This window comes from Gillisella taibaishanensis (assembly GCF_001938985.1).
In the GTDB taxonomy this organism is placed as follows: Bacteria; Pseudomonadota; Alphaproteobacteria; order Rhizobiales; family Rhizobiaceae; genus Allorhizobium; species Allorhizobium taibaishanense.
The window spans coordinates 125,862-145,902 of sequence record NZ_MKIN01000026.1; the positions used below are offsets into that span (position 1 = coordinate 125,862).

Here is a 20,041-nt window from a genome sequence, read left to right on the forward strand (position 1 = left end):
TCACAGCTCCACACCGTCATTTGGGTCCATCGAGGCTTGTCGCGCGACCTGATGCATACGGCGCGCCAGCGTGCGCGCAGAGATAGCGTTTCGCTCGGGCACGTCGTCATCTAGGTCGAACTCGTTGATTGGCGTTGTTGTTGACTCTGACACGATCTCCTTATGCGCCTCCAGGCCGGGCTCCCGGCGAAGGCCAGCATTCGCTTCATCGTCGCTTTCACTTCCGATGGGTGGCCGATTTTCTTCCGCTCCAGCAGGGTGACCGTCTTTCATCGGTCTGCCGTCCAACTGGATCGAATTCGACCAATCGTCCACGTGGCTGGGAGCTGCGCCGGCCTCGTCACTCGGTGGAGCAGACAAGACTCGTGCTCTGAGGCGCGCATCTTCGAAATAACGCGCCTTCTTCGTCCGGACCGGCGGAATGCCGGCGACCATGACGATCTCGTCGTCCGGCGGGAGCTGCATCACTTCACCGGGCGTCAGCAGCGGCCGCGCTGTCTCGGACCTGGAAACCATCAGATGCGAGAGCCAGGGCGCCAGCCGGTGCCCGGCATAGTTCTGCATCACCCGCATCTCTGTGGCGGTCCCGAGCGAGTCTGACACACGCTTGGCCGTCCGCTCATCATTGGTGGCGAAGCTTACCCGGACATGGCAGTTGTCGAGGATCGAATTGTTCGCCCCATAGGCCTTTTCGATCTGATTTAGGCTTTGTGCGATGAGGAAAGCCTTGATGCCGTAACCGGCCATAAAGGCGAGCGCGCTTTCGAAGAAGTCGAGGCGGCCGAGCGCGGGGAACTCGTCGAGCATCATCAGCATGCGGTGCCGGCGCTCGCGCGCGTGGAGATCCTCTGTCAGCCGCCGGCCGATCTGGTTCAGGATAAGACGTACCAATGGCTTGGTCCGGGATATATCGGACGGCGGTACTACCAAATAAAGCGTTACCGGCTTTTTCCCACCGACTATATCGGCAATTCGCCAGTCGCATCGGCGTGTGACGGTCGCAACGACGGGATCACGGTAGAGCCCGAGGAATGACATGGCCGTGGACAGTACGCCAGAGCGTTCGTTGTCAGATTTGTTGAGCAGTTCCCGTGCAGCACTGGCGATCACCGGATGCGGTCCTTTCGACCCTAGATGCGGTGTCGTCATCATCGCCGCCAAAGTCGACTCAATGGACCGGCGCGGATCGGAGAGGAATGCGGCAACGCCGGCGAGCGTCTTGTCCTGCTCGGCATAGAGCACATGCAGGATCGCGCCGACCAGAAGTGAGTGAGAGGTTTTCTCCCAGTGGTTTCGCTTCTCAAGTGAACCCTCTGGGTCGACCAGGACGTCGGCCACGTTCTGGACATCCCTCACCTCCCATTCGCCTTTCCTGACCTCCAACAACGGATTGTAAGCGGCCGAATTCTGGTTCGTCGGATCGAAGAGCAGCACGCGGCCGTGCCTGGCTCGGAAGCCGGCAGTGAGCTCCCAGTTCTCTCCCTTGATGTCGTGGACAATGGCCGAACCCGGCCATGTGAGAAGAGTCGGCACCACAAGCCCAACGCCCTTGCCCGACCGAGTGGGAGCAAAGCACAGGACATGTTCGGCGCCATCATGGCGGAGATAGGCGTCGTCATAGCGGCCGAGCACGACACCGTCATCACCCAACAGCCCCGCCTTTTCGATTTCCTCATACTCGGCCCAACGGGCGGAGCCATAGGTATGGACGTCCTTGGCCTCACGTGCCCGCCAGATCGACATGACAACGGCAACGGCAATCGCGAGCAACCCGCCGGATGCGGCAATGGCTCCGCCTTCAAGAAACACCTGCGGCGCATAGGCGTCATAGAAGTACCACCACCAGAAGAGAGCCGGCGGCGGATAGATCGTCAGACCGGCGAGTTCGAACCAGGGTGCTCCGAGCTGCGGCTGGAAACCGAGCCGCCACGCTGTCCATTGCGTCGCCATCCAGATCACGATGAACACGATCAGAAGAACGACGATGATCTGGCTCCAGAGGACGCGCGTGGCCGGCAATCAGACGTTTTCCTTTCCAGCGACAAAGCAGGCGGACATTGGAAAGCGAAGGCGCGGCGTGTTGCAACACGCACGAACGGGGGTATCGCAGGTGAGCGAAGCGTATCGCAAAAATACTTGGACGCTGCGGTCAAAGACCGAGGCCGCGTTTGCGGCCGAAGCTCCAGTCGACGCCGCCGTCTGAGCGAGCAACGCCGGAGATGTGCTGTCCGAGATGCTTTTCCATGGACGGGGTCCAGGGCACAAGCTTGAAACCAAGTCCGTCATCCACCATCGCGAAGCGTCCGGATGCAAGCACAAAGCGCTGCCGATAGGTTCCGGCAACATAGTCGCCCTGCCCCGCCTTCTGGAACGGCATGTTCATATCCTGCGAAAGCTTTTCGCCAACCGCGTTGAGCTCACGCTCACTCAAGGTACCGAGGAGGTTTGGGGCGAAGATGACTTGGCCCGCCTCACGCCGGGCAAGCCCTTTATCGATCAGATGCTCGGTCCGTGTCTCCATCGCCTGTCGCACCTCGAGTCCAAAGCCGTAGCCGGGATCGCGCGCAGCACTGCCGATCAATTGCCTGTCGAGCCAGGTCGCACCGTCAGCCTTGATCTGCGCGTCCAGCGCAAAATCTGAACGAACGGCGAGCGACGCCCTGCCCTCGCCCTTGGCATCCTCGAAGTCACGCAGCTCGACGATCGAGCCCGGCGCGCCGTCACCGGTCGCTTCCAGATCGGGAAAGCGGATGTGATGGGCGCGGCCATCGATGCCATCGACGACCGCAAAAGCCGTGCCGTTGAGCTCGTCATCGTGGCCGCGTGCGAGTAGCCGGCCGATGATCTGCGATCCATGTCGTTCACCGCCAAGCACATAATCAGCAGTCGCGCGCTCTATGCCCTGATCGGTCAAAGCCCGATGCATCCGCTTGATGACGTCACCACGGATGCCCAGCTCACGCAACGTTTCCTCCGCTTCATCGCGGAGGATCCACTGACCGCCGCCGACGGATTGGGCCAAACCAAGCCGCTCCAGATATCGAAGCCGGCCGACCTTCTGAACGAGGTAGGAGTCCGGCTGCCGGTCCGGCGATGGCGCCACATCGATGATGCCATTCGGTCCGGCGTCGGCGGCAAGCTGGCGATCTAACCTGGTCCAGCGGTCCGCCTCGATCTGGCGTTCAAGTGAGCGGCAAACGTCGTGCTCGGTCCGCGGTCCCAGTTCCTGCGTAAGGAGGTCCTGGGCGCGGTCGCGAAGGCCCGAGCGGATATAGTCGCGGTCGATGACGAGATCCTGTCCGTTGTCGGTGCGACCGCGCACGATCACATGGACATGGGGATTGTCGGTATTCCAGTGATCGACACCGGCCCAGTCGAGCTTCGTGCCGAGATCCTTTTCGGCCCGGCGCATCAGTTCGCGGGTGAAGCGTTTGAGATCCTCCAAGTCGACCGCATCTTCCGGCGAGACGATGAAGCGGAAATGATGCCGATCGGCCTCCAAGCGCCCGGCGAATGCCTCGACGTCTACAGTATCATCCTCGGGCCCGAACAGCCGCGCCTTCTCACCGTCACGGGTGACACCTTCGCGGCGGAGGTAATCAAGGTGACGGGTGAGAGGCGCGCGCTGCCCATTGTTGCGCACGACGCGCGCCTTCACAGTGCAAAGCCGCGTGCGGCCGGTGATCAGGCGATTAGCGCGGATGCTGGCAACACGGCCGCGTGCAAAGCTAGGGCTTCGGCCCTTTCCGTTGCTGATCTTGCCGGACCGAGACACGCGCCCGCCAGCCTGCTCGACGGCAGCGAGCGCCTGGGCGATGAAGGGCCGCGCCCTCTGACTGCGGGAGGAGCGGATGCGGCCGGTCCGGACGCGAAAATCATCGTCACTGGCCATCAGAAGTTCCGGTGCGATGTGCGATTATCATTGATAATGCGACATAAATTCGGATGCCAGCACATCGCATCTAACATTGATGATGTGCACAGATGGCCAAAATCCCCAACTAAAACAACCGACCGACCGAGCCGCGATGTGCGGCCTTTTATCTTGCCATACCCGGTTGCTTCTTCGGCTCCCTCGCCATCACCCACAAAAGCTACGACGCCGTCCGCCACGACGCGCAAAGCCCTGCCTCTCATGGCTGCCCTCCCTCGCCAGGCCCCCGCCGGACAAACAAGCCTGATGAGGCAGGCGCAAGCGCCGAAAGATCGACGATCGGGGTCCCGTCGGCGGAGCGTTTCGACAGTCTTCCGCTTGATGCGCTATTGTCTCGATCGATGTCGCCCTGCTGCACGAAGAATAGCGGTGCATTGGCCCATTCATTGCGCCCTGAACTGACGGCGATCCGCACGGTTGGCGCAGCTTCTGTGTCGATCATCGGCACGAGTTTTGCGATGTAGTCGATTGTTTCCTGCGGCAACGGATCGCCCGTGACGAGATGCTTTTCATAGCGGCCGGGGCCGGCATTGTAGGCGGCGAGAAAGCCGGGCGAACCGTAGAGATCGTGCAATTCGGCGAGATAAGCGGCGCCCGCCAGGATGTTGTCGCGCGGATTGAATGCATCCTCGCCGAGGTCGTGGCGCGCACGCAATTCGTTCCACGTCCCCGGCATGATCTGCATCAGACCCATCGCGCCTTTCGGCGAGATCGCGGAAGGATCACTGCGGCTTTCAACGCGGATCACGGCGCGTATCCAGCGCTCCGGAATGGCAAAGCGTTTGGCGGCCTCGGCAACGACGCCGGCATATGGGTCCGATGGATTGGAGGCAGCTAGGCGGCGATCAAAACGCTCACTCGCTGGCGGATCGGCCGACGCCCCACAGGGCAGCGAAGCGATCAATGCAAGGACGATCGGTAACGCGAAAATCGCTCTGTAGACATAACGGCGGCCCATCTCTCGAAACGCAACGAGCCTGCCATCGTGCTCACTGCGGTCAAGGGCAAGGCTCCGCCGGCGGCGATTTTCCGGACGGGCATCGCTGGAAGCCAGTACCGCCATCCAGAAAATCGCCCGCCGCCCTTGACCTTCGCTGCGCGCGACGGCCGTCGAATAGGCGATCGGGTCGGGGGGATTGATCAGCGCCCGATCAATCAAGGGGATTGGGCTTGAAGAGCCGCGGGAACGACTATCTCGCATGACTTCAACCCTGTTCGTCGCGCCGGATTTTGCGCGTCCAATGCAGGTTCCAGACATCCTTCCTGGTGTCGGATTCGAACATGCGGGCGCGGATCGGTTCTACGAAAGACGGATCGTCGATTGCGACGGAGAGATAGCTACCGGCCCGCTCACCAGTGCGATCCCAGGCGGCGCCGACCTCCTGTCCCGAAGCGAAAATACGGTGGTTCGGCGCGTTCTCGGCGTCCGATTCCTCGGCTGGCAGGATGGTGACTTCGATGTCGAGGGTGAGCGTACGGATGCGTCCGAAGAAGCCATCTTCCTTACGCGTGAAGATACCGATCTGCGTCATGGATTTTGCCTTTCCTTGGTTACTGAAGGTGATGTTGGTGGGTCGTAATAGGTCCATAGGGGGACGGCGCGACCGATGACGGTCGACAGCGGAAGCACCCCGAAATAGCGGCCATCAAGGCTGTCACGCACATCCCAGTTCATGAAGAAGGCCTGGCCCTTTTCGACTGTGATGCAGCCCTGCCAGACGGGCAGCGGGCGACCGCGGCTGTCGCGGTCGAGTGCTTCGCCATAAACCATGTCATAGGCGCTGATCGCTTTGTCGTGGCGGCAGACTTTTGTGCCGGAGAGCGCGAGCACGCGCTTCAGTAGCGGCACGCCTTTGGGCAGATAGCCGCGCTGTTCAAGGAAGCTCGCGAGCTCGTTGGGTGGCATCACGACGGCAAGATCGGTGACATCAAACTGCTCGACCGACTCGATACGATAGAGCCCAATCGGCGCGCTGGCCGAGGCATTCCAGATGAACTTCTTCTGCGGATGGAAGAAGACAAGGCCCGTGGTGAAGAGAGCCGAAACATAGGTCGCGATGACCCAGGCAAAGCGCGTCATCGGGCCTCTCCGTCGTCGTCGAAGCCGCCAATTGCCGCCCGCTTCTGCCAGGCGCGATGCTGCTCGCGTGAATAGGCGTGGAAGGGCTCATTAACGCTGAGCCGGTTGTGGAGATGTCGCCAATGATCCGGCGACACATCGGCGGGTTCGATGCCGAGCGCCTCGATCGCGTCGATGGCGAAGAGCACGGTTTCGACCTTCGACCAGCCATGGAGCCTGAGCAGGATCTCGCCGCCGGGGCGGACGAATGGCAGCGTCTGATAGCTCTCGCCGGCGCGGACAGCGCGAACGATGTCGATGCGCGAGATAACCGTGCCATAGTCGTTGGCCGCCCAGCGGACGAAGGCGAAGAGGCTGCCGGGCGCGAAACCAACGATGCGCTTCTCACGGCCGATCCGCTGCTCGGCGATGGTTTCGCCAAAGCGGATCCAGTGCTCGATCTTGCCCTTTCGCCACGTGAGCTCCACTGCGGTCGCATCTGTGGGGAACCCATCCGGTCTCTGCAGCGTGTTCAAGACGCCTCTCCCCGGTTCGAGAAGTGGCGTACTATCGTGGAGGCTGAGCGGCTGATGGCCAATTGTTCGACGGCTGCTGCAGTCTCGCTCGAAGGCGTTAGGAAGAATCCGAAGGATTCTTTGTTAGCACAGTTAGGAGCGCAGATTGCTGAAGCGGAAGAACCAGTTAGGTCTGTTTTCGGTCCCCGATAGCACGGGTTTTCGGTCCCTGATGGCACGGGCTTTCCGGTCCTCGATAGCACGGGTCTGTCCACAGGCTGCTCACAGTCTCGCCGACTTGCGGCGCTTCAACTTGAGCGGCGCTGCAAGACGATCGGTGAGGAGAGGTTTAAAAGTGAGCCGCGTGCGACCGTCCGGATCACCAACGATGGCGAGGTGATAGCCGGGCAATGGCTGGCGCTGGACGATGGAGCGAAGGTCGTAGCAAAAGTGCTTGAGCGGCGAGAGGCTCCCGGATTTGAGATGCAGATGCTCAAGATCGAAGCTCCAGCCCCAGGTCTGGCGACCGCCATGTTTGCGCACCAGACGGTAGAGCCAGCGCTCGAGGCCGCCCGTCAGATCGAAATAGGCGTCATCGATCGTCAGGATCAGCGCGTTGTCGAGAACACCGGCATAGAACCAGTCCGGCAGGATCATCTCGATACCGAGCGGCCGGCCCCTGTCGTCCAGCCGCTCCTTCCATTCGGCAATCCAGGAAAAGCGATGGCGCCGCCGTTCCGACGGCTGGCGGATCGAGGTGACTACCGTGGTCGATTGCAGCCGATCGAGCGCGGCCTTCAGCCGCTCGTAGCTGCGAGCGGAGTCGTCGCGATTGATGAAGGTGAGGATTTCATAGGGGGTTGCCGACATGAACCGCGATGTGCGCAAGCCCTTGTCGCGCGCCTCGACGATCTGCGAAGCCGCCCAAATCAGGATATCGGCGTCCCAGATGGTCGCCATACCGTGTTCTGCGGTTGCCTCGACGCGGATGGCAACGTCTCCCATCTTGAAATCGATCGGCCGAACACGGCGGGACTTGGCGAGCGAGAAGAACGGCCAGGACATGAGGTCCTGGGCGTCCCGCGCCGCGATATCCCCACCCCGCGCCTGGAAGAGTTCGAGCTGCTGGCCCTGATAAGTGCGATGCGTTGTCATGGAAGAGACCGCACCTATCGCGCCGTGCAGGCAGCGGGAATGAGGGTCGGTTTCGCTCGTGCTTTTGCCGCCTCGGACGTCGAATGCCGGGCGGCTGCTTCAACCCATGCCTCCAGATCGGTGACTGAATAGACGACGCGGCCGCCGAGCTTGCGATAGATCGGGCCGGTTCCCTCGCAGCGGTGCTTTTCCAATGTACGCGGAGAAAGATCGAGCAGGCGGGCGGCTTCGGGTGTGCGCACGAAACGCGGCCAATTGGAATCGGTTTTCTGCTGCATCTTGGGCCTCCGTCACAACCGCCACGGAACGGGCGGATCGGTTGCGAGGATGGCGAAGATCAGCGGGCAAGGCGGAGTGACAAAATTCGCGCACTCCTATGAGTGTCCCCCATCGACGGTACGATGGATGGACGGAGAGATGGCGCGAGATCAGAGCTCTTTGCTTATTCGGAGTCGGGCTTGAGCAAGCGGCGATAGCCATCCTTGATCAACTGCTGCGCGGTCGTGAGCAGACGATGAAGGCGGCGGCGTTCCGGGCAATTCTTCCAGTCGAGCGAGCGTAGCTTCTTCAGCGCCGGATTGAACAGCACGCTTGCAACGTTCTGCCTGGACACGCCCTTGCTGACGCCATCCCACGCGCGCAGCATCAGACTGAAGCGGTGAATTCGATAGGGAGAGAAACGCTGCCAGCGTGGTGGCGGACCGGAAGATGGTTCGGATAGCCAGCGGTGCCATCGCTGCAGGCTTTGAAGGCGCTCGGCGAGATGCGCATCGAGCGGAATGAGAACGGCAGCTTTAAGCGGCGCATCGCCTTCTGGAAACCAGAGACGGTGAATGCCGTCACTGTCCGTCAGATGAACATGTAAACCGCCAGCGTTGATGGCGGTGGTGGCCGGCAGCGCGCCGGGCTGAAGTTCAAGGCAATCGGTAAAACCGGGTGGTGCCGGGGTTATGATCAGAGTTGCCGGATCATAATGTGGGAGCCAAATCGGATTGGCCTTAGTGGCCGGCAGGTCAGGATCGGCCGGGAAACAAAACACCCCAACGCCGGGCAAGACCCTCCCTTGCTGCGATGACGGCCGGCTGGTCCGCCGAACTCTCGTCGGCTGCCGACTTGTAATGGTGGCGATACTGTTCGTTACGACGGAGGAATTCGAAGCTGATGCCCCCTCGATCCAATCGGCCGAGTTCCTCTTCGAACTTCGGCGAGCGCCAATCCTCTAATGGTTCCATCGGCAGTCCCTTCCGGTTCAGAAACATGAGGGAGTCGCACATGTATTCATCCGGACTCGGACGGAACAACCCCCATATTTGGAATGAAGATGCTCCGAAACGCCCGCAACGCGGGCATCGAAACAGAACCAGCAACGTGACGTTTCAGGAAATCATTGCATCCGGCCTTCGAGCAGGTGCCGGTAGCCTTCTCTCGTCATCCAGCGAGCCCGGGCGAGATGCGTTTCATGGATGCGTTTCGCGCGATCGATATCAGCGTCCGGATCAATACCGAAGATGATTTTCACGGCTTCGCGCCAGTCGGCGCCTTCCGCTTCGGCATCGAGCAAGCGCAGATAACTCGCGAAATGCGCCTCGTCGTAGTCGTTGACGCGGTCGGTCAACGGCGGGCCTTCGTCGCGAAGGGGCTTCTTCATCGATCGATCCTCACCATCCGGGCGCCTGTTTCATTCTGGTTCTGCCCTGTCGACCGGATTTAAGAGTTTCACAAGCACGGCCTTCCCGCAAGACTATATCAGGTCTGTCTGCGGCCCTGTTTTTAAGATGTTTCGGAGGAGCAGATAGGCCTACTTCAGGACTCGTCGCGCAGGAACTCAATCGGATCGACGCCCAGAGCGGTTGCGAGCTTTTCGAGAATGTCGACCGACGCCGCGAATTCCTCGCGTTCCAGCATGCCGACATAGTTGCGATTGACGTGAGCACGATGGGCAAGCTCCTCCTGCGACATGGACTTCTCATGTCGGACACGGCGCAGGTTTCTGGCGACTCTCTCCCTCAGGCTCATGGCCAAGGAGTCACCGGTCACCCAATATACTACCACCTAATATATTAGGTATTCGGCTAGGTGGCCAGTAGCCGAGCGGAAAGTTTGTGCGTTGAAATGCGAGCCGGGCGCAGCCCGGCGAGCGCGCTACCAAAGCGGGAATAACGCTATGCCGGAAAGATGGGTTCACTGTTCGCAGAGAATACGGCAGGTTCCTGCGCGTCGACTTGACGCGCGGCGGGCAGCCGGACCGGAAGCGAAATCCTCCCTCGCTTCCGGTCCATTATTTTTGATCAAACCCGCTCTAGCAGCGTCTTCGCTTTCGCCTCCAGATCAAGCCGCACGTCCTGATGCGACTTGGTACGGGCATGCGCTGTCATCCCCTGCACGAAATCGAAGATGCTTTCCGGGGGACGTCCCTCCTCCTGCAAGACGGCATTGATGATCTTTCCCGTTTCGGCCTTGCTGAAGCCGCGCTTGCGGAGAAATGCTAGCCGGTCATCGTCGGTACGGGCAACAATCTGTTCCCTGGCCGCCTTGATGCCAGCTACGAAAGGTGCGGGCGACGAATTCGCGAAACTGCTTAAAGCGGGTGCGGCTTCATGTGCGAACCGTTGCGCCGCGAATTTTGAATGCCGAATGGTGATTTCCTCGAAATTTTCGCAGCCCCACAGATTGCGATTCATGCACACGGCGCGCAGATAAAAGCTCGCGATGCCGAGCGTCTTGCTGCCGACTTCGCTGTTCCAGGCGTAAAAGCCCCTGAAATACAAATCCGGTTCTCCGTTCGGCAGCCGTCCGGCCTCTATCGGATGGGTGTCATCAACGAGAAACAGGAAGACGTCGCGATCGCTGGCGTAAAGCGTGGTGGTATCCTTCGTCACGTCCACAAATGGATTGTGCGTCATGGTCGCCCAATCCAGCACGCCCGGCACCTTCCACATCGTGTCGCCGACGCCATCCCCGGCGATCTTCATCACGGCGCTGACAAGCTCATGATCCCAGATACGGCCATAGTCAGGGCCGGTAACCGCGCGCAACTCGACACGACCGTCTTCCGCTTCGAGCGTCTTGATGAGTTCCGCCCGGTGCGAAAGCAGGCCATGTTGCAGGTTGATCCCCGCCAATGGCGCGGGAAGCTGGCGCATGTAGGTTGCCGGCGCGCTGACGAGGCTGCAAAGCTGCCCGAAACTCCAATGGGTCGGGGCAATGGGTTCTTCCTGCCCGGGAACGATGAGCGAAAGCCGCTCTGCATTGTCGCGGCTTGCCTCCACACGCACTGCGCGGCTTTCCACCCTGCGGGCCGTCGCGCGATCCGCCCTCGCCTTCACCGCGTCACAAAGTTCGCTCAGCGAAAGATAGCGCTCGTCATCCGGTCGCGAAAACCATTCCGAAGAAACCCGCCCGACCCGCTCGCCGCGCGAAATGTCCACCTTGAAGGCCTGATCTGCCTGTTGATTGCTGCTGATGTTCATGTCCTTGCTCCTTTTCCCATAAATGCCGGAGGCATGTCCCTCGACATGCTTCCCGGGGGCGCGCGAGCGCGCGGGGATGGAGGGGGCAAATGCCGGCGAGCATGGCCGGGCTGCCAGCGTGAGAAGGACGGAGGTTAGAATGCGGAAGGTGGAGATCATGACCGTTGTGCGAACCGGCCGTCCTGCCATGCGCAGGCGGCGTTTGCGGGGAGCAAGGGGGAAAGTCTCCCTTGGCTCCCCATGGTGAAAAAATTCAGGCTGTGAATATTTTTCTGAATATTTTGACGATCTAGCACAGGCCAGCTATAAACAAGACGTCAAACTTGTGGAAGGCGATTCGGACTTGAACAGAGACAACGCACTGCTCGCCGCTCGGGAACGCTTCGAAGGCCCGATCTGGGCGCTGATCGGAGAACTCGAAGGTACGCTGGCCGACTTCGCGAAAGTGCGACATGTGGAATTGGGCGATCCCAGGGCGACCGGATCTGTGCTCAACGGTGCGCTGCCAGACGCCGCTGCTGCAGCCAATCTGTCCGACCATGGACTGAGCATCAACTATTGTGAAAACGGTCAGAGCAATAAGATTACAGGTGCCCTTAGAATCGACGGGAAAGAGTTCACCGTCAGTTTTGAGCTTCACCTAGCGGGGCCGCGTGGAGGCACTTCGAAGGCGGCGCACCAATTCGCGGCTTACGATATTGAGAGCGAACCCACCCTCCCCGGCTTTGAAGTTGAGGCACCATCTGACCTTCTGTTTTTCATCGCCTGCCATATCAGTGGCACCGGCGCCTCGGTTGCTCGCGCATTTCTCAAGTTTGCCGATAAGATCGATCAGCGGAAAATTGAAATCCATCGCGAGTTGCCCGGTGAAGCCACTGGCGTGGTGGAACCTGCTCCTGTAGACGAGCCGAGCGGCGCGAAGATGACGTTGAAGAAGGGAAGAGGAGACGAGTTCAAACATGGCGGCAAAACCGATAAACGGGGAGATGCTGCTTCTAGCTCGTAACAGACGCGGAAAGACTCAAAAGGAATTGGCCAGCGGAACAGGGATTGCTCAAGCGGCAATCTCTCGTATCGAAAACGGCACACGAGACGTGCTTTCGTTGGAGGAAATCCAATCGATTGCGCGTTTCTTGGGATTCCCGGTAAGCTTTTTCTATGAGCAGGAGTTGCTTTACAGGACGCCTATGAGCCTTCACGGGGCGGCTTTTCGAAAGAAAGCTGCCGTTTCCGCTAGGGATCAGCATGCCGTAATTGCCCTCGCCAACCATTTTGTCTTTCAGTTCCGCAGGCTGCTCGACGCGATTGACTTGGAACCCGAATATCCGCTTCTTCAATTTGAGGTCGTTGATAGCCAGTCGAGCGTCAGCGAACATGCCAGTGCAGTAACGTCGGCCAGTATGGCGGCGCTTCATGTGCGCGCATCCTGGCAGTTGGGTGATGCTCCAATTGCCAATTTGGTGCGATACGTGGAATCTACAGGCATCCTCGTCGTCGAAGGCAATTTCGGCGACGCCGACATCGATGGTGTCACGCTCCGGCCAGCAGGCATGAAGCCGGTAATCGTGCTCAATCAGAATCGCCCTGTAGATCGCAAACGTTTCAGTTTGGCGCATGAATATGGACATGTCGTGCTTCATCCATATCCCTATGAAGCGATGGAGAAAGAGGCGAATGAATTCGCGGCAGAATTGCTGATGCCAAGATCCGGGGTGTTGGCCGATCTAAAGCGAGGCCTTTCGATCCCGAAGCTTGGCCAACTGAAACAGAAGTGGCGGGTTGCCATGTCCGCCTTGATCTACAGAGCCAAGACTCTTGATGTGATCCCGGATGAAAGTGCAACCCGCCTGTACAAGCAGATGAGTATGTATGGATATAGGACACGCGAGCCAAAGGAATTCGATGTCCAGCCGGAAGCGGGGAAGCTTGGTAGGCAACTCATCGATCTTCATATGAAGGAGCTTGGCTATTCTCTTGAGGAATTGGCCGAGGCGCTTCGAACCGATGCGAGTGAGTTTGCCGAAATGCATGGCCTCGCGCCGCCAGAAAAGAACCCTAAAGGCTTAGACAAGCCAAAGCTGCGGCTTGTGACAAGCCGCGACTAACGGGGCCTGTCGTCGAGCGGGTCCCGCTTGCGCGGGACCCGATTTGGCTTGATCAGCTGCTGGCGCGGCGGCGCGACCAGATGAGGGCCAGTTCGCCGTCGCCTTCCGTCTCGACCAGGCTCGCGTAGATCGGGGCGGCGAAGCTCGGATCGTCGAGCTTGACGGAGAGGTAGGAGTTACCCTTGTCGGACTGCTTCTTCCATGCCGCTCCGAACTCCACGGCGGCCGCGAACACGCGGTAGTCCGGGCCATTTTCGGTGTCGCCCTCGGCGGGCACGAACTTCACGGACTTGACGTTGAGGGTGAGGGTCTTGACCGAGCCGTTGAAGCCGTTTTCGGTGCGGGTGAAGGTGCCGATGGTAGCCATGATGCGATGTCCTTTTGCTGATCGGATCGCGCCCATCGCGATCTCGATGACGGTCGTTGGACCGGAGACGATCGGGGCGCACCCTTGGGCCGGAATGGAATGGAGGGCGGCCGACAGCCGCTTTTTTGATCTCGCGATGCAAAGCCGGCCATCAAGCTGGCGGCGGAAAAAAGCGGATTGCGGACGTTGCGGAATTTAGATCGAGGCGGCGATTTCGCCGCCGGTCTTCGGTCAGACCAGATCAATCGAGTTCGCGTTGGGCGTGATCTTGTCGGTGGAAACGGACCGACCGCACCATGGCTACCATCGGCAACCTGACTTCCACGCTGACAGACGCAAATCGGCTCACGCACAATACCGAAATCAGCCTCATTCAAGCCCTTTGAAGCTGGCGCCAGTCGACGAGTGCGCGTGGTAGTGGCCCGGACTGCTATTATTCTCGGCGTCACCGCCATGAGTAGCATGCTGGGCTACCGGCACGATCCCTGCACTCCAGCTCCGGCACGCTGGATGATCCGCTTTCGGACGTTGAATTTTGCATGGTCGGCTTGGATGGAAGGCATCGCACGAACCTTTCCCGCACGATGCTGTGCTTTCGCATGTGATCGGCACTGCCAGCCATGTGCTATCGGGTCCGACCGGCACAACAAATCAGCGTGGCTAACCTACCGTCTCCACGATTTCGTAGCTTTTCAGGACGGCGCCCAGACCGTCATTGAGCAAAGCAAGCAGGGTGTCTTTTGTCATCGGGAGCGTCTCTATTCTTTCAATCAGCTGGACGCCCGGTGTTTCTTCGGGTTCAGCCTCGATGTCCTTGAACATAGCCATAACGCCGGCCCGCGCCTCGTCATGTGTATGATAGAAAATATCCGGCGTTCCCGTATAGGCCCAGCGATCCACTTTCATAGCGCCCTGCAATCTGGATGTGTAGAACACGAAGGTTTGCTCCGTCACCATGTCTCTCCTGCGATGGGTGTCTGACGACCCAACAGTGCACGACGGGACACGATGAGGAAAGTGTAGGATTCTCCAGTAAACAAAGCGAGAACATTGGCACGTTCGCCCGCTCGGATCGGGCTGCTAAATTGTACCGGGAGGACTCGCGATATCCTGATCACTTCGGGTCGGCCAGCCGCAGCAGGGCAGTGATTGCGACCAGAGCGCAGCTTGCGAGGCAGAATGCCTGCCTCACGGGTTCAGCAAAAGGAACCGCGCCGGTGACACCATGCATCAACGCATATAGTGCGATGGCGGCGGGCGCGGCATAAACGAGCGCCAGGAAGAGCCGGGCGTATGGATTCCGCAAGACCTGCCTCAAGTAGGCGAACAGCGCAAGCGAGAGAATTGCGATGGCGATGGCGGCGAGGCCCGCGACAATCGCACCTGCGCCGCATGCCTGCACCAACTGGAATGCGGCAAAGCCAGCCATGAACGGCAAGGCATGGGTCGCAAGCACAAAGGCTAGCACACATAGTGCGGTGCAGAGCGCGACAGCCAGAAGGATGATCGGGGTCATGGCCCGGTCCTCACTCTCTCACGATGGTTCAGCGGCGACCTGAAGCCTCCACGTTTCGACAGAAGTGATGATCGTGTTCGCGTCGAGGTCACGGCCGCGCCCTCGTGGCGCGGCCGCAATTTTGTCAGGTGGGAGGAGAAAGGCCGGAGCGCTGTGGCTCCGGCCTCGCCCTGTTCATTCGGCGGCTTCAGAGAAGCCGACTCCGTCATCCATGCCGTCATCGTCGGCATGCCGGTGGCCGGGACCTTCCTCCCACGCCTCCGCACCGAAAGGACCGACGTCCCCGGCAAAAGCCGGGTGAGACGCATCTGCATCCGCGATGCCGTCCGCCTGCGAGGTTGGCACGGCGGGACGCTCCGTCCGCAGAAGCGGCGGCAACCAGCCGGTACGCCCGAGAAGCTGCTCGGCAGCCTCGGCCATCGGCGCTTTCTTCATGTCTGCGATCCGCTCCGCTGCCTCGTCACCGCAAGCTTCCCGCACGGCGGCAAGGATGTGCGCCTTGGTGACGCGGCCAAGATAGCTGCGAGCGGTCGGCCTCCAATGCTGGCTCATGTCGAGAGCGAGCACCGCCGCCAACCTGTCGGCGGTGCGCTGCGCCCGCGGGCGCTGCTCCCAAGGCTGTTTGACGGCATTGACGGTCAAGGATGCGCAATGGGCAAAGAGCGCCATGACGCTGGCCTGATCCAATCCGGTGATGAAGTCCCAGAGATCGGCCACGTCGCGCGGCATGTCGGTCGCCCAACCCGCATGACGATCCGCCAGCATCCTTGCCGCCGCCGTATCCTCGATGCCGTCGGCGTGACCGGAAAGCGGGGCACTCATGGGCCGGATTTCGAGAACGTTGGCCTCGACGCCGCGATAGAAGGTCTGGGCGGCGAGCGCGTGGGTAACGGCAATCAGCGCGATTTCCGGCTGTTCGCCAACCGCAAGGCGAAGGCCAAGTGTGCGATGCGCCGTCAGGTCGCGGGTGAGAATGTCGGAAACCGGCTGCGCCGCATCACCTTCATCTTCCTCCCGCGCAGGATCACCGCCCTGCCCGTCTGTATCCGCAATGACTTCACCGTCCGCATTGACGCGCACGCCATCGATGACGGTTTCGCCGTTCTCGATGCCATCCGCTTCGGGTTGCGACTTCTCATCTTCGGGCCGGATGAAGCCGCGCTCGATGCGGGCCGCGCCTTCGTAGTTGAGCGAGACGAATGCGCCGCCGCAGCCGACTGCCTCCGGATCGTAGGCGTGCCGCATGGCGTCAAGGCGCTCGATTTCCGCTTCAAGCTCCTTGAAGCGCTGATCGACATCGGGCGGCAAGTCTTCGTCGGTGTTCTCCCATTCCGCCGTCAGAGCATCAAATTCCGTCTGTGCCGCCTCGCGAGCGGCAAGGTCTTCCGCCGACATATCGACCGGCTGCGGATAGACACGGCGGAGGCCATGAGCATGCGGATAGTCGATGAAGGCTTCCGTCCATTTCCAACCCTCCGCCGCCCGTAGATCGGCGGCGATACTCTCCAGCTTTTCGAGGACGAGCCGGTCCAGAAGCACGGCGTCCTCGAAATAGCCGCCACGATCCTCGGTAAAGAGGTCGCGCAGGATCGTGCCGCCAGCCTCGATATAGGCTTCCGCGCCAACGAAGATCGCCTTGCGGTCGTTGGCCTGCACATGCGTGCGGGTGAGTTCCCGCCGGATGATGTAGGCTTCGCGGTTGTAACCGAGGCCGTCATAGACCTGCTCCTGCCGCGCATGATCGTCGGTGACGGCAAAGGCCATCAACTGATCGAGGTTGAGGTCGCCGTCGCGATAGACCTGCATCAGCTTCGGGCTGACGGCGCCCAAACGCAGCCGCTGCTTGACGACATGCGCGGTGACGCCGAAACGGGCGGCGATTTCTTCCGCTCCCCAACCACGCTGTTCGGCAAGCTCCCGGAAAGCCTCGAATTGGTCTGCAGGCAGGAGGTTGCTGCGCGTCACGTTCTCGTCCAAGCTGATTTCGAAGGGGTCGTTTCCCGTGTCGATGACGCAACGGACCGGTTCATCCTGCGCGATCTCCTTGCGCTTGGCGCGCAACGCCTGCGCCAGCCTGCGGCCCTCGCCGATGGTGACGAAGTAGAAGCCGGTCGGCTCGCCATCGGGACCGAACTCCGGTTCGACGACGAGGTTCTGCAAGATGCCCTTGGCGGCGATGCTCGCCGCATAGGTTTCGACCGTCTCGTTGCTGTGCGGGGTCTTGCGCGCATTACGCGGCGACTTCTTGAGCCTGTCGAGCGGGATCAGGATTTCCGCGCCGCTCGTTGATTCTGCCGCAATGCTTTTTGGAGCGAGCAGAGCCGCAATCACATCCGCCGATACGTCTCCGATGCTGATGACGTTTTCGTCCGTTGCCACATCTTCAGCCGTCGTGGTCGTGACGGCCTTCGCCTTCTTCGCTGTCCTTGCCATTGTTCCAATCCTTTCACCGTTAATGCCGGAGGCATGTCCCCGACATGCCTCCCGGGGGCGCGTGAGCGCGCGGGGATGGAGGGGGCAAATGCCGGCGAGCATCGCCGGGCTGCCAGGTCGAGCGGGACGGATCGGAACTCTAAAGGGGATCGTCGCCCTGCGCCGGCTTGCGAGCCTGCGGCCCTGCCATGCGCAGGCGGCGTTTGCTGGGGAGCAAGGGGGAAGACCCCTTGGCTACCCGCTCGGCCGGTCGCCTTTTGGCTTGTTTTCGTAGAAAAAAGTGAGAGAAAAAATCGACTTTGGGGGATTCGCCTGTCGCAATTTTCCGCTATGGTTACGCCCGAGCTTGCTGTCCCCGCCGCATAGACTACGACCGGATGCGCGCGCGACACAGGTAAATCAGTGCTATGCGCCGGAGTTCGCCGTAATGCCCGGGAATTCGCATTCACAAACAAGGGCTCTCGCCCCAGTCTTCGACAGGAACGGGTCGACCCGTTTTCTGGCGAGGATTGCGCGGTGGCAAAGCGGAAAGGGAGCGCAGCAGGGAGCGTCCGGGTGGTTCTTCGACCATCCGAGACCATGCCGACCTACGATCCCGCAAAGCCCGATGCGCGCCTTCGCGACTTCGTCCGCCTGCTGGCGCGGCAAGCCGCGCGCAAATTCGTCGAAGCCGAACGGGAGCGCGCATCCCGCGATCACCTCCCGGACTAGGGAGATCGCCGCATGAAGGTCGCACTCTACGCCCGCTACTCCTCCGACAACCAGCGCGACGCTTCGATCGAGGATCAGCTGCGGATCTGCCGCGCCCGCGCAGAGCGCGAGGGCTGGACGATCGTCGACAGCTATACGGACCGGGCGATCTCCGGCGCATCGCTGCTGCGGCCTGGCGTTCAGGAACTGATCGCAGACGGCCTCAAGCGCCGGTTCGACCTCATCCTGACGGAGTCGTTGGACCGCCTGTCACGCGACCAGGAAGACATTGCCGGCTTCTACAAGCGTATGCGCTTTGCCGGCGTCAGCATTGTCACGCTTTCCGAGGGTGAGGTCAGCGAGCTGCATATCGGCCTCAAGGGCACGATGGGCGCGCTCTACCTGAAGGATCTCGCCGACAAGACCAGACGTGGCCTGCGCGGGCGGATCGAGGACGGCAAATCGGGCGGCGGGCTCTGCTACGGCTACGATGTCGTGCGCCAGTTGGACGAAGCCGGCGCAGCCAGCCGCGGCGAGCGCACCATCAATGCGGCCGAGGCCGATATCGTCCGCCGGATTTTTGCCGAATATCTCGCCGGCAAATCCTCCCGCACGATCGCCATGATGTTGAACAGCGAAGGTGTACCGGGTCCGCAGGGCAGCGAATGGGGGCCGTCGACCATCCACGGCAATCCAAAGCGTGGAACCGGCATCCTCAATAATGAACTCTATGTCGGCAAATTGGTCTGGAATCGTCTGCGTTACCTCAAGGATCCAGACACCGGCAAACGCGTATCGCGGCTTAATCCGGAGAGCGACTGGGTCGTCCAGGACGTCCCCGAGCTCCGAATAGTCGACCAAAGTATTTGGAAGCTTGTGAAGGAGCGACAGGACCAGCTGGCGCTGGAGCCCGGAGCGCGTCCGGGCGACAACATGAGCCTGAACGATCGCCGACGCCCAAAACACCTGTTCACCGGTCTGGTCAAATGCGGCTGCTGTGGTGGCGGCTATTCGATGATCTCCAAGGACATGCTGGGATGCACCAATGCCCGCACGAAGGGCACCTGCGATAACCGGCTCAACATCCGCCGCGACACCCTGGAAGCGAGCATCCTGAACGGGCTCGACAAGCACTTGATGGAACCGGAACTCTTCAAGGAATTTTGCGACGAGTTCACACGTGAGGTGAACCAGGCCCGGATGGAAGCCCGAGCATCGCTCGAATCTGCTGAAGTCGAAATCAAGCGCATTGACCGCGAGCTCGACACGCTCCTCGATCTCATACTGAAGGGCGGCGCCGCCGACCGGATCAACGAGAAGATGGTGGGTCTGGAAAAGCGTAAGAGGGAGCTGTCTTCGATGCTGGAGACGACAGAAGCGCCGCCTCCCCTGCTGCATCCCAACCTCGCAAGATATTACCACGAGGAGATCACTGCCCTTCACGACCAACTTGGCAATGAGGAGACACGGGGGCGCGCCGCGCAAATGCTGCGCACGCTCGTCGAGCGGATCGAGCTTGTCCCGAATAGCGATGAACTGGCGATCGTGCTGCGCGGCGATCTCGCGGCGATCCTGACGTTCGCCTGCGGCAAGAGGAACCCTGCCTTCCTCGAACAGACGGCGATCATCCAGGAACTGATGGGCGGCGGCGCTATTTCCGACGCCAAGAAACGCAAAAAGCCCCACAATGGGGGCTCTCTGGTATCACAGGGATCGTTGGTTGCGGGGGCAGGATTTGAACCTGCGGCCTTCAGGTTATGAGCCTGACGAGCTACCGGGCTGCTCCACCCCGCGGTA

At 60.7% G+C, this 20,041-nt stretch carries 21 protein-coding genes and 1 tRNA gene; 4 read left to right on the forward strand and 18 right to left on the reverse strand.

The window, feature by feature from the left end; genetic code table 11:
- The 13 genes from BJF91_RS21330 to BJF91_RS21390 all read right to left on the reverse strand — a co-directional run bounded on the left by BJF91_RS21330 (position 1) and on the right by BJF91_RS21390 (position 11,133).
- Complete coding sequence (locus tag BJF91_RS21330; protein ID WP_075616562.1) at positions 1-2,019, reverse strand: conjugal transfer protein TraG; 2,019 nt, start codon at positions 2,017-2,019, stop codon at positions 1-3.
- 130 nt (positions 2,020-2,149) lie between these two features.
- The gene (locus BJF91_RS21335) at positions 2,150-3,892 is read right to left on the reverse strand and encodes a relaxase/mobilization nuclease domain-containing protein (RefSeq protein WP_075616563.1); all 1,743 of its coding nucleotides are present in this window, start codon (positions 3,890-3,892) and stop codon (positions 2,150-2,152) included.
- A 241-nt stretch (positions 3,893-4,133) separates the two neighbouring features.
- Entirely contained in the window at positions 4,134-5,135 is a 1,002-nt protein-coding gene (locus BJF91_RS21340; RefSeq protein ID WP_083943428.1) for a lytic transglycosylase domain-containing protein, read from the reverse strand.
- Positions 5,136-5,139: 4 nt separating this feature from the next.
- Entirely contained in the window at positions 5,140-5,466 is a 327-nt protein-coding gene (locus BJF91_RS21345; RefSeq protein ID WP_075616564.1) for a DUF736 domain-containing protein, read from the reverse strand.
- Positions 5,463-6,014, reverse strand: a complete 552-nt coding sequence (locus BJF91_RS21350) for a S26 family signal peptidase (RefSeq protein WP_075616565.1) — start codon at positions 6,012-6,014, stop codon at positions 5,463-5,465. Before BJF91_RS21350 ends, BJF91_RS21345 begins: the two co-directional genes overlap by 4 nt.
- Positions 6,011-6,529 (reverse strand): DUF2840 domain-containing protein, encoded by a 519-nt coding sequence (locus BJF91_RS21355; protein ID WP_075616566.1) that lies wholly within the window; start codon positions 6,527-6,529, stop codon positions 6,011-6,013. The genes BJF91_RS21350 and BJF91_RS21355 overlap by 4 nt, the downstream gene beginning before the upstream one ends.
- A gap of 261 nt (positions 6,530-6,790) precedes the next feature.
- On the reverse strand, positions 6,791-7,663 hold the full coding sequence (locus BJF91_RS21360; RefSeq protein WP_075616567.1) for a replication initiator protein A: 873 nt from the start codon (positions 7,661-7,663) through the stop codon (positions 6,791-6,793).
- A gap of 14 nt (positions 7,664-7,677) precedes the next feature.
- The gene (locus BJF91_RS21365) at positions 7,678-7,941 is read right to left on the reverse strand and encodes a helix-turn-helix transcriptional regulator (protein WP_075616568.1); all 264 of its coding nucleotides are present in this window, start codon (positions 7,939-7,941) and stop codon (positions 7,678-7,680) included.
- 164 nt (positions 7,942-8,105) lie between these two features.
- Entirely contained in the window at positions 8,106-8,717 is a 612-nt protein-coding gene (locus BJF91_RS24625) for a DUF2285 domain-containing protein (protein ID WP_162843902.1), read from the reverse strand.
- Positions 8,677-8,895 (reverse strand): transcriptional regulator domain-containing protein, encoded by a 219-nt coding sequence (locus BJF91_RS25095; RefSeq protein ID WP_162843903.1) that lies wholly within the window; start codon positions 8,893-8,895, stop codon positions 8,677-8,679. The genes BJF91_RS24625 and BJF91_RS25095 overlap by 41 nt, the downstream gene beginning before the upstream one ends.
- Before the next feature lie 152 nt (positions 8,896-9,047).
- Positions 9,048-9,311, reverse strand: a complete 264-nt coding sequence (locus tag BJF91_RS21380; protein ID WP_075616569.1) for a DNA -binding domain-containing protein — start codon at positions 9,309-9,311, stop codon at positions 9,048-9,050.
- Positions 9,312-9,466: 155 nt separating this feature from the next.
- Positions 9,467-9,679 carry a helix-turn-helix domain-containing protein gene (locus BJF91_RS21385; protein ID WP_075616570.1) on the reverse strand — a complete coding sequence of 71 codons (213 nt, stop codon included), beginning with the start codon at positions 9,677-9,679 and terminating at the stop codon, positions 9,467-9,469.
- A gap of 272 nt (positions 9,680-9,951) precedes the next feature.
- The gene (locus BJF91_RS21390) at positions 9,952-11,133 is read right to left on the reverse strand and encodes a DUF932 domain-containing protein (protein ID WP_075616589.1); all 1,182 of its coding nucleotides are present in this window, start codon (positions 11,131-11,133) and stop codon (positions 9,952-9,954) included.
- Positions 11,134-11,476: 343 nt separating this feature from the next.
- Here BJF91_RS21390 and BJF91_RS21395 point away from each other — a divergent pair, with 343 nt between their 5' ends.
- Both BJF91_RS21395 and BJF91_RS21400 read left to right on the forward strand, forming a co-directional pair.
- Positions 11,477-12,139, forward strand: coding sequence for a hypothetical protein (locus BJF91_RS21395; RefSeq protein ID WP_139310809.1), 663 nt, complete (start codon positions 11,477-11,479; stop codon positions 12,137-12,139).
- Complete coding sequence (locus tag BJF91_RS21400) at positions 12,093-13,238, forward strand: XRE family transcriptional regulator (protein ID WP_075616572.1); 1,146 nt, start codon at positions 12,093-12,095, stop codon at positions 13,236-13,238. Before BJF91_RS21395 ends, BJF91_RS21400 begins: the two co-directional genes overlap by 47 nt.
- A 52-nt stretch (positions 13,239-13,290) precedes the next feature.
- Here BJF91_RS21400 and BJF91_RS21405 read toward each other — a convergent pair whose 3' ends face one another.
- The 4 genes from BJF91_RS21405 to BJF91_RS21420 form a co-directional block, all read right to left on the reverse strand.
- Positions 13,291-13,605 (reverse strand): DUF736 domain-containing protein, encoded by a 315-nt coding sequence (locus tag BJF91_RS21405; protein ID WP_075616573.1) that lies wholly within the window; start codon positions 13,603-13,605, stop codon positions 13,291-13,293.
- A gap of 660 nt (positions 13,606-14,265) precedes the next feature.
- Positions 14,266-14,562 (reverse strand): hypothetical protein, encoded by a 297-nt coding sequence (locus BJF91_RS21410; protein WP_075616574.1) that lies wholly within the window; start codon positions 14,560-14,562, stop codon positions 14,266-14,268.
- 157 nt (positions 14,563-14,719) lie between these two features.
- Positions 14,720-15,121, reverse strand: a complete 402-nt coding sequence (locus tag BJF91_RS21415) for a hypothetical protein (protein ID WP_075616575.1) — start codon at positions 15,119-15,121, stop codon at positions 14,720-14,722.
- Between the two features lie 174 nt (positions 15,122-15,295).
- A complete protein-coding gene (locus BJF91_RS21420) occupies positions 15,296-17,554 on the reverse strand; it encodes a ParB/RepB/Spo0J family partition protein (RefSeq protein ID WP_075616576.1) in 2,259 nt (752 codons plus the stop codon).
- Positions 17,555-18,109: 555 nt separating this feature from the next.
- On the opposite strand from BJF91_RS21420, the gene BJF91_RS21425 reads away from it, so the two are divergent.
- A complete protein-coding gene (locus BJF91_RS21425; RefSeq protein WP_210289130.1) occupies positions 18,110-18,265 on the forward strand; it encodes a hypothetical protein in 156 nt (51 codons plus the stop codon).
- Positions 18,266-18,277: 12 nt separating this feature from the next.
- Positions 18,278-20,005, forward strand: coding sequence for a recombinase family protein (locus tag BJF91_RS21430; RefSeq protein WP_075616590.1), 1,728 nt, complete (start codon positions 18,278-18,280; stop codon positions 20,003-20,005).
- On the opposite strand, the gene BJF91_RS21435 is transcribed toward BJF91_RS21430, so the two are convergent.
- Positions 19,962-20,038, reverse strand: a tRNA-Met gene (locus tag BJF91_RS21435). The genes BJF91_RS21430 and BJF91_RS21435 overlap by 44 nt on opposite strands.
- Positions 20,039-20,041: the final 3 nt, after the last annotated feature.

Coding starts and splice junctions, on each gene's coding strand:
- BJF91_RS21335 (WP_075616563.1), bottom strand. CDS start 3,892: ATGGCCAGTGACGATGATTTTCGCGTCCGGACCGGCCGCATCCGCTCC.
- BJF91_RS21340 (WP_083943428.1), bottom strand. CDS start 5,135: ATGCGAGATAGTCGTTCCCGCGGCTCTTCAAGCCCAATCCCCTTGATT.
- BJF91_RS21345 (WP_075616564.1), bottom strand. CDS start 5,466: ATGACGCAGATCGGTATCTTCACGCGTAAGGAAGATGGCTTCTTCGGA.
- BJF91_RS21350 (WP_075616565.1), bottom strand. CDS start 6,014: ATGACGCGCTTTGCCTGGGTCATCGCGACCTATGTTTCGGCTCTCTTC.
- BJF91_RS21360 (WP_075616567.1), bottom strand. CDS start 7,663: ATGACAACGCATCGCACTTATCAGGGCCAGCAGCTCGAACTCTTCCAG.
- BJF91_RS21365 (WP_075616568.1), bottom strand. CDS start 7,941: ATGCAGCAGAAAACCGATTCCAATTGGCCGCGTTTCGTGCGCACACCC.
- BJF91_RS25095 (WP_162843903.1), bottom strand. CDS start 8,895: ATGGAACCATTAGAGGATTGGCGCTCGCCGAAGTTCGAAGAGGAACTC.
- BJF91_RS21380 (WP_075616569.1), bottom strand. CDS start 9,311: ATGAAGAAGCCCCTTCGCGACGAAGGCCCGCCGTTGACCGACCGCGTC.
- BJF91_RS21385 (WP_075616570.1), bottom strand. CDS start 9,679: ATGAGCCTGAGGGAGAGAGTCGCCAGAAACCTGCGCCGTGTCCGACAT.
- BJF91_RS21390 (WP_075616589.1), bottom strand. CDS start 11,133: ATGAACATCAGCAGCAATCAACAGGCAGATCAGGCCTTCAAGGTGGAC.
- BJF91_RS21400 (WP_075616572.1), top strand. CDS start 12,093: ATGGCGGCAAAACCGATAAACGGGGAGATGCTGCTTCTAGCTCGTAAC.
- BJF91_RS21405 (WP_075616573.1), bottom strand. CDS start 13,605: ATGGCTACCATCGGCACCTTCACCCGCACCGAAAACGGCTTCAACGGC.
- BJF91_RS21410 (WP_075616574.1), bottom strand. CDS start 14,562: ATGGTGACGGAGCAAACCTTCGTGTTCTACACATCCAGATTGCAGGGC.
- BJF91_RS21415 (WP_075616575.1), bottom strand. CDS start 15,121: ATGACCCCGATCATCCTTCTGGCTGTCGCGCTCTGCACCGCACTATGT.
- BJF91_RS21420 (WP_075616576.1), bottom strand. CDS start 17,554: ATGGCAAGGACAGCGAAGAAGGCGAAGGCCGTCACGACCACGACGGCT.
- BJF91_RS21430 (WP_075616590.1), top strand. CDS start 18,278: ATGAAGGTCGCACTCTACGCCCGCTACTCCTCCGACAACCAGCGCGAC.